Source organism: Streptomyces sp. BV286 (assembly GCF_019090165.1).
In the GTDB taxonomy this organism is placed as follows: Bacteria; Actinomycetota; Actinomycetes; order Streptomycetales; family Streptomycetaceae; genus Streptomyces.
In genome coordinates, this window is sequence record NZ_JAHRIB010000178.1 from 179,850 (window position 1) to 192,528 (window position 12,679).

General features: G+C 66.5%; 13 protein-coding genes. 6 read left to right on the forward strand and 7 right to left on the reverse strand.

Annotation, left to right across the window (positions count from 1 at the left end):
* Window positions 1-18: 18 nt before the first annotated feature.
* A complete protein-coding gene (locus KUF83_RS34655) occupies window positions 19-705 on the reverse strand; it encodes a DUF317 domain-containing protein (protein ID WP_217459016.1) in 687 nt (228 codons plus the stop codon).
* Window positions 706-1,087: 382 nt separating this feature from the next.
* Here KUF83_RS34655 and KUF83_RS34660 point away from each other — a divergent pair, with 382 nt between their 5' ends.
* The 4 genes from KUF83_RS34660 (at window position 1,088) to KUF83_RS34675 (ending at window position 5,404) form a co-directional block, all read left to right on the forward strand.
* A complete protein-coding gene (locus KUF83_RS34660) occupies window positions 1,088-2,137 on the forward strand; it encodes an FRG domain-containing protein (protein WP_217458990.1) in 1,050 nt (349 codons plus the stop codon).
* 173 nt (window positions 2,138-2,310) lie between these two features.
* On the forward strand, window positions 2,311-2,700 hold the full coding sequence (locus KUF83_RS34665; RefSeq protein ID WP_062651496.1) for a hypothetical protein: 390 nt from the start codon (window positions 2,311-2,313) through the stop codon (window positions 2,698-2,700).
* Between the two features lie 518 nt (window positions 2,701-3,218).
* Window positions 3,219-4,085: a hypothetical protein gene (locus KUF83_RS34670; protein WP_217458991.1), complete on the forward strand. Its 867-nt coding sequence runs from the start codon at window positions 3,219-3,221 to the stop codon at window positions 4,083-4,085.
* A 461-nt stretch (window positions 4,086-4,546) separates the two neighbouring features.
* Window positions 4,547-5,404, forward strand: coding sequence for a hypothetical protein (locus KUF83_RS34675; RefSeq protein ID WP_217458992.1), 858 nt, complete (start codon window positions 4,547-4,549; stop codon window positions 5,402-5,404).
* Here the strand turns inward: KUF83_RS34675 and KUF83_RS34680 are convergent.
* The 5 genes from KUF83_RS34680 to KUF83_RS34700 form a co-directional block, all read right to left on the reverse strand.
* Window positions 5,392-6,249, reverse strand: coding sequence for an aldo/keto reductase (locus KUF83_RS34680; protein WP_217458993.1), 858 nt, complete (start codon window positions 6,247-6,249; stop codon window positions 5,392-5,394). The two genes, KUF83_RS34675 and KUF83_RS34680, sit on opposite strands and share 13 nt — an antisense overlap.
* Window positions 6,183-7,379 carry a cupin domain-containing protein gene (locus tag KUF83_RS34685; protein WP_217458994.1) on the reverse strand — a complete coding sequence of 399 codons (1,197 nt, stop codon included), beginning with the start codon at window positions 7,377-7,379 and terminating at the stop codon, window positions 6,183-6,185. The genes KUF83_RS34680 and KUF83_RS34685 overlap by 67 nt, the downstream gene beginning before the upstream one ends.
* An 85-nt stretch (window positions 7,380-7,464) precedes the next feature.
* The gene (locus KUF83_RS34690) at window positions 7,465-7,632 is read right to left on the reverse strand and encodes a hypothetical protein (RefSeq protein WP_217458995.1); all 168 of its coding nucleotides are present in this window, start codon (window positions 7,630-7,632) and stop codon (window positions 7,465-7,467) included.
* Window positions 7,633-7,785: 153 nt separating this feature from the next.
* Window positions 7,786-8,058 carry a hypothetical protein gene (locus KUF83_RS34695; protein WP_308403267.1) on the reverse strand — a complete coding sequence of 91 codons (273 nt, stop codon included), beginning with the start codon at window positions 8,056-8,058 and terminating at the stop codon, window positions 7,786-7,788.
* A gap of 44 nt (window positions 8,059-8,102) precedes the next feature.
* A complete protein-coding gene (locus tag KUF83_RS34700; protein WP_217458996.1) occupies window positions 8,103-8,594 on the reverse strand; it encodes an ATP-binding protein in 492 nt (163 codons plus the stop codon).
* Between the two features lie 252 nt (window positions 8,595-8,846).
* On the opposite strand from KUF83_RS34700, the gene KUF83_RS34705 reads away from it, so the two are divergent.
* Window positions 8,847-10,190: a transcriptional regulator gene (locus KUF83_RS34705; protein WP_217458997.1), complete on the forward strand. Its 1,344-nt coding sequence runs from the start codon at window positions 8,847-8,849 to the stop codon at window positions 10,188-10,190.
* A 72-nt stretch (window positions 10,191-10,262) separates the two neighbouring features.
* On the forward strand, window positions 10,263-11,435 hold the full coding sequence (locus tag KUF83_RS34710) for a serine hydrolase domain-containing protein (protein ID WP_217458998.1): 1,173 nt from the start codon (window positions 10,263-10,265) through the stop codon (window positions 11,433-11,435).
* 395 nt (window positions 11,436-11,830) lie between these two features.
* Here the strand turns inward: KUF83_RS34710 and KUF83_RS34715 are convergent.
* Window positions 11,831-12,639, reverse strand: a protein-coding gene (locus KUF83_RS34715; RefSeq protein WP_217456034.1) for an IS5 family transposase whose coding sequence is annotated in 2 segments (ribosomal slippage) — window positions 11,831-12,289 and window positions 12,292-12,639 — 807 coding nt in all. Because the reading frame shifts where the segments join, the coding sequence is not laid out codon by codon here.
* Window positions 12,640-12,679 lie beyond the last annotated feature (40 nt).

Consider the following 12,679-nt stretch of genomic DNA (forward strand, 5'->3'; position numbering starts at 1 on the left):
ACTGCAGGGCGCGGATCGTCAGCTGCGGCGGACGAAGTTGAGCCGGCCCTCCGCGCTCTTGGGCACGGTGCGGCGGGGCACCGGGACCGGTGAGGCGAGCGAGGAGGCGAATGCCGCGACCAGGTCGTGCGGGACACTGGCGCTGAAGCTGGCACACCACAGATATGGGGTGCCGAGAACGGGTTCCGCCCACGCCTGCCACCCCATCAAGTCAGGGTGCGGATCCGCGTCCTGGACAAGCGGCGGCTGCAGTCCCAGGGAGACGGTGGCGGAGAACCCGGGGTCCATGGCGGTGGTGAGGGGACAGTCCACGTCACGGATCCAGCCTTGGGCACCGAGGGCGTTGAGGACCGTCTCGGGCCCTTCGAAGCCAGCATCCGGCACCTCACGGGCGTCGAGCGCGACGATGAGATCAGCGAGCGCCTCGTACGGGACGCCGGAGGTGAAGTACGCGTTCCACTCCGTCATCGCGGAGGCAGCATGCGGGCGGGCGCTCAGCTGCCAAGCAACGGGCAGTCCGCCCAGCTCGAACGGGTAGGCCGCGAGGATCCACTCGGCGCCGCTCAGCCCGTCCGGGCTCACATACAGCAGCGTGTGGCTGGAGGTGGGCCACATACGCCAGCCGAGGCCGGTCAGTGTGTCGCCGATCCGCTCGGCGAGCGCGCCGTCATCACCTGCCAGGTGGCGCGGAGTGACCCAGTACATCGGGTCTGGCAAGTCGGAACGAGAAGGGTCACTGGGGTGGTGCGGGTGCAGGGGCGCCTCCGTGGGCTCGGGCGTCAGTTCTTCCGGCAGGGCGTTGTACGTTGACATGCCGTGCCGCAACGCACCAGTCCTTTCGGGATCTTTCCTGTCTGCCCCCGGCGAACTTGTCCTTCGTCATCCAATTGTGGGATCTCAGGTTCCGTGGCCGAATCTCATGACCGATGGCCACGTGGTGGCCACCTGCGAGACTCGGCCCCGGAGTCGTAGCCCAGACACAAGTGACCCGTCAGTAGGTTCCGAGGTTCGCTTCTCTGTCGTTTCCCGGCGCTGAGGCGCCTCTCATTGCGCTGTTACGCCAGCCGCGCTCACCTATTCTTCGAGCATGTCTGCTGACTCGTACCAGACGGCTGGCCGTAATCAAGGCGGCGGCACTCGCGCCACGGTGCGCCCGCGTGCTACCGGTTCGCTGGCTGGGGAATTCTTTGCAGAACGTGAGATCAACTCACAGATTGGACTGAATGACACGCCAGAAAGCCTGTGGGAATGGCTCAGAGATGGAGCAGAAAGTAGTCACTCGGCGGGCTGTCCCGTACTGCCTCACTCATCGGCTGAGAACATCTTCTATCGGGGGCAGTCCAATGCTGATCACGGTCTCTCCTCTAGCCTCTTCCGGGTCCTTAGCGCCTCAGTATCAAGAGTCACCGAATACAGGATGGCCAAGGTAGAGGAACACATACTGCAAGTCATGAGACGACAAGGGCTTGGACGGCTTATGACGGACGGACAACTCCTGGGCCTCTTGCAGCATCACGGCATCCCGACCCGGCTCATCGACGTGTCGAAGTCCCCGATGGAATCTCTGTTCTTCGCCGTGGATCAGGACCATGACCTGGACGGCCGACTTTTCGTGATCCAGCTCCACCCAAGCGATGACGGCGAGATAGACACCATCAACCTTTCCGACCAACACCAGTTGGAATGGGCAAACGCTGCACGCGGGGAGCAGTACGCCAAATCGAGCTGGACGGGCCGAGTGGCAGTCATTGATCCACAGGACCTAGACCCCCGAATGCGCGCCCAGCGGGGATGCTTCCTCGTAGGCGGCCTCATCGCCAGCTACTCCCGGCGGCAGATGCAGTTTCATGGCCGTGTATTGGCAGCAGAGGACCTGGCCAAGATCACGACCCTCAGCATCCGGTTCCCGCAACGCAACGCACCAGGGAAAGCGTGGTCCGCTACGGCCTGGACGGTCCGCATTCCCGCGCGTTGGAAGCGCCCCCTAAACGATCTACTCAAGAGAGAAAAGGACCCGATCACCAAGGACACCATGTATCCGCCGCTAGCTGAGGTGAAACGTCTAGCGATCAGCAAGGCGGACGAGTTGTCCAGGACCACATGGGTGACCAAGAAGCGCCAGCGCTCGCCCTCGTGACAAGCCAGCGTCACCGCTTGGGCCAGGCGGGCTCACATTGAACCGGGCTTGGACACGTGGGCCGGCGGGCCGGGCGGCGGGGGTCGATGCACCGCCGCCCGGCCCGCCGGCCCACGTGACACCCTCGTTCTCGTCCCCAGGCACCCCTTGGACCACACCACCAGGAGGAACCAGTGTCATACCCGCAACTGCTCACCCCCGAGGAGAAGCTCGCCGACGCGAAGAAGCTGTTGAGCCTCCCGCGTATCGTCGCGATCTGCGGCTCCACCCGCTTCATGACCGAGATGAACGAGGCCGATCTGCGGGAGACCAAAGCCGGAAAGATTGTCGTCAAACCGGGCTGTGACATGAAGTCGCCGCACGAACTTTGGTCCGATCCTGTCGAGGCCGAGGCGCTGAAGGTTCGACTCGACGATCTGCACCGGGCGAAGATCCGGCTCGCTGATGAGGTGCTCGTAGTCGGCGACTACATCGGAGACAGCACCCGAGCCGAAATCGCCTACGCCCGGTCGCTGGGCAAGCCCGTGCGGTTCACGCACCCCGAAGTCGACCCTGACGCCTGACCGCCCTCTGCCACCTCGACAACCAGGGTCGGCAGCCCGCCGCCTGACCGTCTCGCGGTGGCTTCGGCCGCCGCCCATCCCACACCCTCCGCAGGCATCCCTTGGAATTGATCATCTAGGACCCCGAGGCCGACTCCGCAGGTCATATCCTTGCCCCTCGGTAGCTGTCCCGAGGATTCGGCCACGGCCTTGAGACCGGACGACTGGCCAAGCCGTGAGACCGCACAATAACCACCAGGTCACAGTGCCGTTGTTGGCCACAAGCGGCGCGAACCTACACCAATCGAGGCGCTTGATAGCGAACCCGGTCGCTTCGGCCTTTCTGACAGTGAATCTAGTCGGAGGGGCGATCACGCTGGGGGTGTCGAATGCCGGTATGTGACGAGGGGGTCCCTGTCGCAGACGATCTGGTGGGCAATCCGCCGTACGGGGCCGGCGGCCAGACGTACAGTGTCGGGGGGATTGCTCCCGGGGGTGCGGGCGGCGGACACAGGGCATCCCGCAGATCGAGGTGGGGCATGGACAGCAGCGAGTACGACGAGCACCCGGCGATTGTCAGAGTCCCGAAGGGCGCGCGTCTCACGCAGTCGAGGAAGACCGAGGGCGCTTATCGCGGCATGACACGTGACCCCGACACCAATCAGGTGGGTCAAGCCGAGATCTTCTTGAAGGAGAACGAGCCGGATCCGGGGGCGACGTACCCGCAGGGTTATCCCGACGCTGACCGGCACGAGTCGGAGGCCCAAGCGCAGGAGCGTCGAGAGAACGCGGAGTTCCTCGCCGAGGTGCTCGTCCAGATCGGCCTCAGATTGGCGGAGAAGGCCGCGCCGCACGTCAGGAAGTGGTGGAACGAACAAGCGCTTCCGGCAATGAAGGCCAAGTGGACCAACCAAGCGCTCCCGTCCGTGAAAGCGAAGTGGAGCAGCGTGACACGAAGCCGCACGAGTGACCGCCGGGCTGAGGCTGCGGAGGGCCTGGAAGTCGACACCGTCTCAGGCGATCAGCGGACGACCATGAGCGGCGCGGAGGCACGGAAGCGGCTCGCTGAGGCTGTGCTGACCAGGATATACAGCGATGGGCAGCTACGGCTGGTGCGCAACGCCCGGGTCGTGGACGAGGGGGAGGACGGTCCGGTGGAGCTGGCGACGGACGATCTCACGCCTCAGCGCATCGGGGAATACGTCGCGTTGATGCTCGAAGCGAACCCTTCACTGCTCGGCAAGGACACCCTGGCCGAACTCGGGCAGCTCGTCGCGAAAATTCGAGCCGACGGCGGCTACGGTCCCATCCCGAGAGCGGAAGGTGTGCTGCCGCACGACGGCTCTCCGTCTCAACTGATCTGGTCGCCGCAGGTCGCACCCCTTACCCCGGATCAGATCCATTGAGACGGGACACGACTCGCCGACATCCAATCTGGTCGACCCAGGTCAGCAGCTCGCACACGACTAACTTCGTTGTCAAAGGACAGAACTGGTGTCTGTTGACAGGGAAGTTAGTCCGACGGAAGCCGCTGACCTGCTCGGACTAGCTTCGCTGTCTATGCAGTCGAGTGACTCCGCTGCGTTCCGGGCCCTGCGATGTACGGCGCCTGGTTTGCGCGGCTGTCCCTGACAAGCGATCTTGACCGTTTACCAGGTGATCTTGATCGCCGTATCCGTTCTCTTGATCTGCCACCGTGAGCCAAGTCGTGTTGGCTACCGTCCCGCGATGAAGTCACAGGTCGCCGAAACCACCGAAGCTTGTAGCTGCCCCGCAAAGGGCACAACCGGGTTCTGAAGTGGCTGGCCCTACCGCACGTCCCTCGGCGACGGGCACTTCCGACCGCTCCACTGCTACGGTCGCCTCCATGACGCTCTCGGTCTCCACGGGTCAGGCTGTTGATCTACGAGTGCAGCAGGTGGACGAGGTTCTTAGTCGCGTCGAGCGATCTCTGCAGGTGCACTTGCTCCCGGACACGGTGGTGCGCAAACGCCGATCCGTGGGAGCCAGGACGGTCCGCGACACCTGGGTGCGGATCGAGCGGCGCTCGCTCGAGAGGATCCCCGATCAGGGATGGAACGGCACCGAAAGTGCCGCACGTCTAGAGGGCATCGCCCAGCCTGAGTGGCACGGATGTGTGGTCTGGCGGGACATGGACGAGCCGGCGATGTGGCGGGCCGACGAAACCGGCCTCCTGCCGGGGGCTCCCGTCGGAAGCGCCATCTTGAGTGAGGCCCCGGAGCTGACGGACGACTGGTGGGAGGCGTTGAACGCCTCGTTGGACGTTCTGTCGGCACAGGCCACCAGGCGGATCGCCACACCGGACTCCAACACCATCACGCAGGCCCTCGTCACCGAGTCCATCCGCGGGGTCTTCTCCGGCGACTTCGATACAACTGTGGAGCGGTGGGTGCCGGCCCACGCTGACCTGAACTGGGCCAACATGACGGCTCCAACGTTCAGTCTCTTCGACTGGGAGGACTGGGGAAGCGCGCCGCTGGGGCTGGATTCGTCTTCCCTGTGGGCGAGTTCTCTTGCGGTCCCGGCTCTGGCCGATCGTGTGAGGCGCGAGCGCCGGTCAGACTTCGAGAGCCGGGACGGCAAGTTGATGACGTTGTTCGCCTGTTCGAAGATCCTCGGGCCGTACGCGCACCCGGAGGACCCTCGGCTGGAACCCGCCCGGCGCATGGCTGAGCAGGTCATCGAGGAGCTTCAGGCGGGCTGAGCGCGTGAGAGGTCTCGGAGGAGGCTCCGGTATTCCTGGACGGTCCGCTCGTCGACCCCACCCGCCAGGGCGCCGACGAGTTCGCCGAGATGGGCGGGCTCATCGGTCCCCACGGCGACGGTGCCGACCCGCGGGAGGTGGTAGGCGGCTCTGAACGCTGCCTGTACGCGGGATAGTCGGCTGTCGTCCCGGAGGAAGACGCGTGGGTCGATCCTGTCCCACACCGGAGTGCTGGTACTGCCCCCGAAAGGACTCATCCCCCACACCTCGCCGCCCTCCAGGCCCCATGCCTCGGTGAGGGCATCCGCAGCGTCCAGCGTCCTGTCTCCTACCAGCAAGCCGGCGCGGACCATGAGGACCGCCGGCCTCGGTGCGGTCGTGTCGATCAGGCTCAGCAGCGGTGACGGGTCCCAGGACGCGACGCCCCAGGCGGCGCAGAGTCCCTTCTCCACGGCCGCGTCGAGAGTGGCGCACGCCTGTACCAGCGCGTCCTGGTTATGAGGGGCGGCTGCACAGAGCGAATGCTCCGGGTTGTGCAGGAACACCAGGTCCGGCTCCCGCCCGAGGTCCTCGGCGGCCTGTTCCATGGCCGCGTGCAGACGTACGGGGTCCAAGGAATGCTCCGCCCCGCCCGGTGCCGGAAAGTAGCCCACCTTCGTGGAGACGGTGAACTTCGGCAGCAAGTCGCTGGCCGTTTGCGCCAGGACCTGATGCGAACGGAAGCCGAGGTAGTTGGTGCTGGTGTCGAGTGCCGTGACGCCGAGGTCGAGCGCCCCGGTCAGGAGTCGGCGTTCGTGACGAGACCGGTGTAGCCCGAGGACAACTCGGGGGTCAGTACTGCGCACAGCTCCTCCTTCACCAGAATCTCGGCGACCTCCGCCACTTCGGCCCCGGCGACGGCCGCGGCCTGTTCCAGCTCTACCGGCCTGCCGCTCAGCAGCAGACGCAGAGCGGGCAGTGCCTTGGCCGCGAGGGTGAGCTTCTTCCCTGAGGCCACGATGTCGACGGTCTCTCCGTGCTCCTGAATCTGGGGCGGGAAATGGGTGGTGCACACCACGGCGTCGAGCGGCCCGAGTATGTCGAGGAACGGCACGTGCCGGGGCAGGGTCGTCGCCTGCTCGTATGCGTCGAAGAAGTCGGCCGGCGGGCGCTCGCTGATCAGCTGGGCGGCGGCCTCGGTCAGGGCTTCGCTGCCGGTTCCGTGCCGCCGGTCGAGGTCGTGGCGGAAGATCTCGCGCTCACGGCACCAGTCGGCCAGCCACGCGAGCCAGCTCGCCCCTGTGCGCTTGGTGATGCCGAACGTGACGTGAAGGCTCTTGCCGGAGCCGCTACCGGTCCGTGTCGCCTGGTGCCAGTGGCCCCGCGGAATGTGCATGACGTCGCCGGTCCGCATCAGGCCGGACCAGATGATCTCGTCGCTCGGAGTGCTGTTGGGGTCGGCGTCCCGGTACATCGGTACCGCGCGGGAGGTCGCGCGGACCTCCCACTCCTTCTCACCGGCCAGCTGGACGATGACGACATCGTGGTCGTCCCAGTGCAGGGGGAAGCCGGAGGCGTCGTTCGTCGTCAGGTACGCGTTGACCTGAACTCGCTCGCGGGACCACCACTGCAGGGCCCGGCAGGCGACCTCCATCGTCGGATCGAAGACGTTGGCCTGATCCATGATCACCGTCGCGCCTTCGCCCAGGAGCCTGCCCAGGCTGCGCACGTTGACCATGGAGATGCTCTGGCCGCGGGGGCTGACGCTGTCGGTGTAGTAGATGGCCGGATGGACCTCCTCGCCCTTCTGGAAGCACCGGAACTGCGGGCGGTTCAGGCTCCTGCGCATCGCTACGTCAAGCAGGCGGTTCGGGGTCATGATGCGGGAGACGAGTGCGGGGTCGTCCATGCTCCCGCGTACGAAGTCCTTGCCGAGTTCTTCGGCTCCAGTCCATCCGAGCGCTGCCTCGATGGCGCTGATCAACCGGTGTTCCATCGTGCGTCCTCCATGGGTTCGACCACTGATGCGGACACGGTGAGGGTCGGTGCGGCCGACCACGCCGGCCCTCACCGCTTGGTGCCTACTCGCTGTCGTGCAGGTTGCCGTCGCCGCCCGGCCACGGCGCGTCGCCGGAACTGCCCTGGTTGTCCGACCGGAGGCTGTCGTAGCGGTCGTGGACGGCGGTCAGCTCTTTCACCGCCACCAGGAGGCTGCTCCGGGCCGGAGGCGGTGTCGTGGGCTCGGTCACCTCGTGCTCCTTCCTTTTCGGTTCTCCCGCTGGGATTCCGACGGGAGGTCGATGGCCGCCCCACGGCTATGGGAGGAGGGGGTTGCCGTGGGGCGGCGGTCATTGGGCGCGCGATGAGCTGCAGTCCGGCGCCACCGGACAGGGCAGGTCAGGTCAGCGGTCAATCGGCAGACCGTCGGCGTCCTCGCGCATGTTGATCTCCAGAACGCGCTGGTCCAGTTCGTACAAGCACGCACGGCAGGCGTAGAGGGCCGCGTGCAGGCCGCTCGACCGGACGGGCCCGATCCACGTCACCTCGACGTCGTCACGTCCGCACCACAGCCAGCACTCGCCGCGGGCCTGCCATTCGTGGCGATCCCATAGCGTGTAGTCAGTGGGCTCCCTGGTGACGGGGTCGATGTCGCGGCGGGTAGGCCGGAAGACCACGTCGGGATCAGGAAGCGGATTCGCTCGTAAAGCGTGCCGCCCCATCACGCGACCGCCAGGGAGAGCGACTCAGGCTCGGCTCCCACGCCCTGCTTCGGCCGTAGTACGAATAACCTGCGCAGAACGGCTGCTCGGATGGCGGGCGCCGCCTTGGGCAGCGCGATCTCCGCCCATACGCGCTTCCCCCGGCCGACAGGCTCCCAGGCACACCGCGAAGCGAGAACCTCGACCAGTGCCAAGCCACGCCCGCTCTCGGCGTCGGCATGGGCACAACTCGTCTGTGGGGCAGAAGGATTGGCGTCAAGGACGTCGATCACCAAGCGACCAGAGCGGTGGTACAGCGCTACGGTGACGGGCCCTCTCCCGTGGACCACGGCGTTGGTGATGAGCTCAGAGGCGACAAGACGGATAGCGTCAGCCGTCTCGTCGTCCAACGGCACACCCCACGCACGCACCTTGTCGACGACCGTGCGCCGGGCGAGGGACACTTCCCTTTCCTCACCCGCGAGGACAAACCGATGGACGAGCGTGGGCATGGCGGACGCCTCCAAGGAGTTGGAGAGCGGCTCCGTCCCCGACGGGGAAGCAGGGGCGGAGCCGCCGATCTGAGAACCGTTCCAGGAGTGGTCGCCCTGCTCGGGTTCCGTGGACGGCTGATACTCAGTCAACGGCCGCAGCCAGCAAGGCGGAACGTTTCTAGGGGGTTCCTCATGGGGACGCCCTCCCCGTACGCGGCCACGCGAAGTAGCCTCCCCACTACGCCGCGAGGGGATGACGGGAGCGATGACATGCCTGGTGAGCCGTTGGCAGTCCACCCGCTGAGCTTCCTCCGCCAGACTCGCGGGTGGGGGAAGGCCGAGTTCGCCCGACTCATGCAGGCGCACGGGAGGTCACTCGGAATCCCGCTCGCAACCAACCGGACCACCGTATGGAAGTGGGAACAGGGACAGGAGCCGGACGCCGACGCCCAGCACGTACTCGCCGACCTCCTGCGCGTCCCGTACGAGCAGGCGCGCAAGGAAGGTTGGCCCCGATGGCTTCCGGTTTGGGAGGTCACGGGACTCACCGCCCCGTGGACCGAGGCCGGTACCGTTGAGGCGTTGTCCGAACTCGTCGGGAGTGGCCGCATGGATCGCCGGGGCTTTCTCACCATCACCGGCGCCGCCCTGACGGGCCTTGCGGCGAGCTGGGTGGACGCGCCGTCCGCCTTCGCCTCGGCCTTGGGCGGGGATCAGGTCACGGACACGATGGTCTCGACGATCGAGCAGCGCATCAGCACGCTCCGTACCCTCGACGACCAACTTGGCGGCGCCACGCTCCTGGAGCAGGCACGCGGCGATCTCGCCCTCGTCACCGGCCTCCTCAGCACCGGCCGGTACACGGAGAGCGTCCGCCTCCGCCTCTATGCCCTGGCGGCCCGGGTGTCGCACCTGACTGGCTGGATGGCTTACGACGCCGGGCTGCGCTCCGCTGGCCAGCGGTATTACGTCGGAGCCCTGCGCAGCGCCCGTACCGCCGGCGATGACACGTTCGGCGCCTTCATCCTCGCGGAGATGGGCGTTCACGTCTCCGAGGCCGGACGGACCGCGGAGCGCGTCGCCCTCATCTCGACCGCCATCGACAACGCCCCTCGCACGCTGTCGCCGTACACCCAGTCCTTCCTCTACCTGCACAAGGCCGAGGCGTTGTCCCGCGACGGCGACCACCGGAACGCCGGAACAGCGCTCAACCGCGCTGTGTCCCACTGGGAGCGCCACACGACGCAGGAAAACCCGGACTGGCTCAACTGGTTCGGTGAAGCCCAGCTGAAGTCGACCGAGGGCAAGGTCCTGCTGCGATCCGGGCAGGTGGAGCGCGCGACGGGATCCCTGGAGATCTCCGTGAAGAGCGCGGCTCCTCGGGACAAGGCCGTACGCTCCAGTCGTCTGGCCGAAGCCCGGCTCGCTGGCGGTGACCTGGACGGGGCGCTTGACGCCGCGAACTACGGCACCGAACTCCTGGAGAGCAGCGTCAGTTCCGTACGGGCACTGGACCGCTTGAAGGAGTTCTCCGCACACCTCGAACCGCGCAAGTCCGTCCCCGCTGTGCGTGAGTTCCGCGAGCGCCTTCAGGCCGTGCCCGTCGCGGCATGACCGTCACCCCTCGGACTTCCAGGCTGAACCCACCCCCTCGGAGCACACAGTCCGAATGCCAGGATGGACGGCATGACGACGATCCACGGTGAGATCGCGGCTGGGTTCGAACCGGTTCGTGAGGCGTTCGCAGCGAACTTCTCCCAGCACGGGGACATCGGCGCGGCGGTGTGCGTGTACCAGTACGGCCACCCGGTGGTGGACCTGTGGGGTGGCATTGCCGACCCCGAGACTGGTCGGCCGTGGACGCGGGACACCCTGCAGCTCGTCTACTCGGCAACCAAGGGGGCAACCGCGACCGCGGCGCACATGCTGGCCGAGCGCGGCGCGCTGGACCTGGACGCGCCGGTGGCGAAGTACTGGCCGGAGTTCGCCGCGAACGGCAAGGCAGACATCCCGGTGCGCTGGCTGCTGTCCCACCAGGCCGGCTTGATCACACTGGACCAACCCGTCCCGCTGAATGAGGCGTTGGCCTGGCACCCGATGGCGGCCGCACTTGCCGCTCAGCGTCCCCAGTGGACTCCAGGCACGGCACACGGATACCACGGTCGGACATGGGGCTGGCTCGTCGGCGAAGTGATCCGCCGGGCGTCCGGCCGGACGCCGGGCCGCTTCTTCGCCGAGGAGATCGCCGCCCCCCTCGGGCTCGACTTCTTCATCGGATTGCCCGTGGAACAACGCAACCGAGTCAGCCGCATGGTGTACCAGCGGCCGGCCGTGGACCTGACCGCCGTGCCTGCCGAGGCGGTGCCCGAGGAACTCTGCGAACAGGTGGCCGCGTGGCGGGATCCGCAGTCGTTCAGCAACAGGGCGTACGCAGTCACCGACCCCTCCGAGATCGACTTCGACTCCCCCGACGTGCAGGCCGCCGAACTCCCAGCCTCCAACGGCGTCGGCACCGCACGCGCACTGGCGCGCATGTACGCCGCGCTGATCGGCAAGGTGGACGACGTGCGCCTGCTTACTCTCGAAACCCTGCAGTCGGCGACCAAGGAGCAGGCCAAGGGGAAGGACCAGGTGATGCTGATCCCGAGCCGATTCAGCTCCGGGTACATGTTGCCTACCGAGACCAACCCCATGATCGGGCCGAACTCCTTCGGCCACACTGGCAGAGGCGGCTCACTAGGCTTCGCCGACCCTCGGCAGGGCATTGCCTTCAGCTACGTGATGAACCACGTCGTCGGGGGAGCTGACGATATGCGCGCGCACGCGCTGGTAGACGCGGTGCGAGGGTCGCTCACTTAGGTAGCTGTTGCCTGGAAGCAGGCGCTATCCCCGCACGCATCCGAGCGGACCCGCTCGGCCACTCCAACAACGTGCCATGCCACATCCCGCACCCTAATTCCTCACCCTCGCACGAGACTCTGCTGGATACCATCCGCGCCTCCTGCGCCGACTCTTGCGTTTCGCAGCTGCAGCCCAGGAAACAATGGCATCCATTGCCCACCGTTGCGTACGCCGTCGTGAGAGGTGCTGATTGGTTTCACCGCGCCAGCACCTGGGTGCCGGCACCGTGGAGGTGGACCGTGCGAACGGACGAATAGTCGGGCAGGACCCCCTCAGACGGCACGGTGCTTGTGTACGGCCGCCGTCAGCATCGTGGACCTCGCCTATCAGCGACGCACCGCTTAGACGTCGTTTCACTTGGTGAGTCGGCGGTGGTTGATGAGGCTGGTGGCGATGGCGGTGAAGGCCAGGAAGTGTTCGGGCTTGCGTTCGTAGCGTCGGTGGAGGCGGCGGCATCCGCTGAGCCAGGACATGGTGCGCTCGACCACCCAGCGGTGTCGGCCCAGGCGTTGTGAGTTCTCGACACCGCGGCGGGCGATGCGAGGAACGATGTTCCGCTCACGGAGCCATCGACGCAGGTAGGGATAGTCGTAGCCCTTGTCGCCGTGGAGCTTTGCCGGCCGGCGACGCCGCGGACCGCGAGGACTGCGGACCGGCGGGATCCCCATGACCAGCGGTTGCAGGGCCAGGCTGTCGTGGGTGTTGGCGGCCGAGATCGCGACAGAGACGGGCAGGCCGGCACGGTCGACGACAAGATGGATTTTCGATCCCAACTTGCCGCGGTCGGTCGGATTCGGTCCCGTCAACTGCCCCCTTTGAGGGCGCGGACACTGACCGAGTCCACGGCGAATCGTGACCAGTCCAATCCCCCCTGAGCACCGAGTTCATCGAGGATGACGCGGTGCAGGCGAGCCCACACACGCTGCTGAGTCCACCGCGCGAAACGTCGGTAGACGGTGGGCCAGACTGGCCCGAACACCGGCGGCAACTGCCGCCAGGAACAGCCCGACGTGGCCACGAACACGATCGCGGTCAGGCATTCACGGTCCCCGGCCCGCCGACGGCCCCCGCCCTGCGGACGCACCACCACCGTCTCCGGCACCACCCGCCGAAACAGCTCCCACAACTCATCCGAGACCAGATGCTCAGCAAGACTTGTCATACCAACACAACGACTCTCCTCGCCAAAGGAAACGTCGTCT

Bases quoted from the DNA above. Each gene is read 5' to 3' on its own strand.
- KUF83_RS34655 (WP_217459016.1), bottom strand. From the start codon at position 705: ATGTACTGGGTCACTCCGCGCCACCTGGCAGGTGATGACGGCGCGCTC.
- KUF83_RS34660 (WP_217458990.1), top strand. From the start codon at position 1,088: ATGTCTGCTGACTCGTACCAGACGGCTGGCCGTAATCAAGGCGGCGGC.
- KUF83_RS34670 (WP_217458991.1), top strand. From the start codon at position 3,219: ATGGACAGCAGCGAGTACGACGAGCACCCGGCGATTGTCAGAGTCCCG.
- KUF83_RS34675 (WP_217458992.1), top strand. From the start codon at position 4,547: ATGACGCTCTCGGTCTCCACGGGTCAGGCTGTTGATCTACGAGTGCAG.
- KUF83_RS34685 (WP_217458994.1), bottom strand. From the start codon at position 7,379: ATGGAACACCGGTTGATCAGCGCCATCGAGGCAGCGCTCGGATGGACT.
- KUF83_RS34700 (WP_217458996.1), bottom strand. From the start codon at position 8,594: ATGCCCACGCTCGTCCATCGGTTTGTCCTCGCGGGTGAGGAAAGGGAA.
- KUF83_RS34705 (WP_217458997.1), top strand. From the start codon at position 8,847: ATGCCTGGTGAGCCGTTGGCAGTCCACCCGCTGAGCTTCCTCCGCCAG.
- KUF83_RS34710 (WP_217458998.1), top strand. From the start codon at position 10,263: ATGACGACGATCCACGGTGAGATCGCGGCTGGGTTCGAACCGGTTCGT.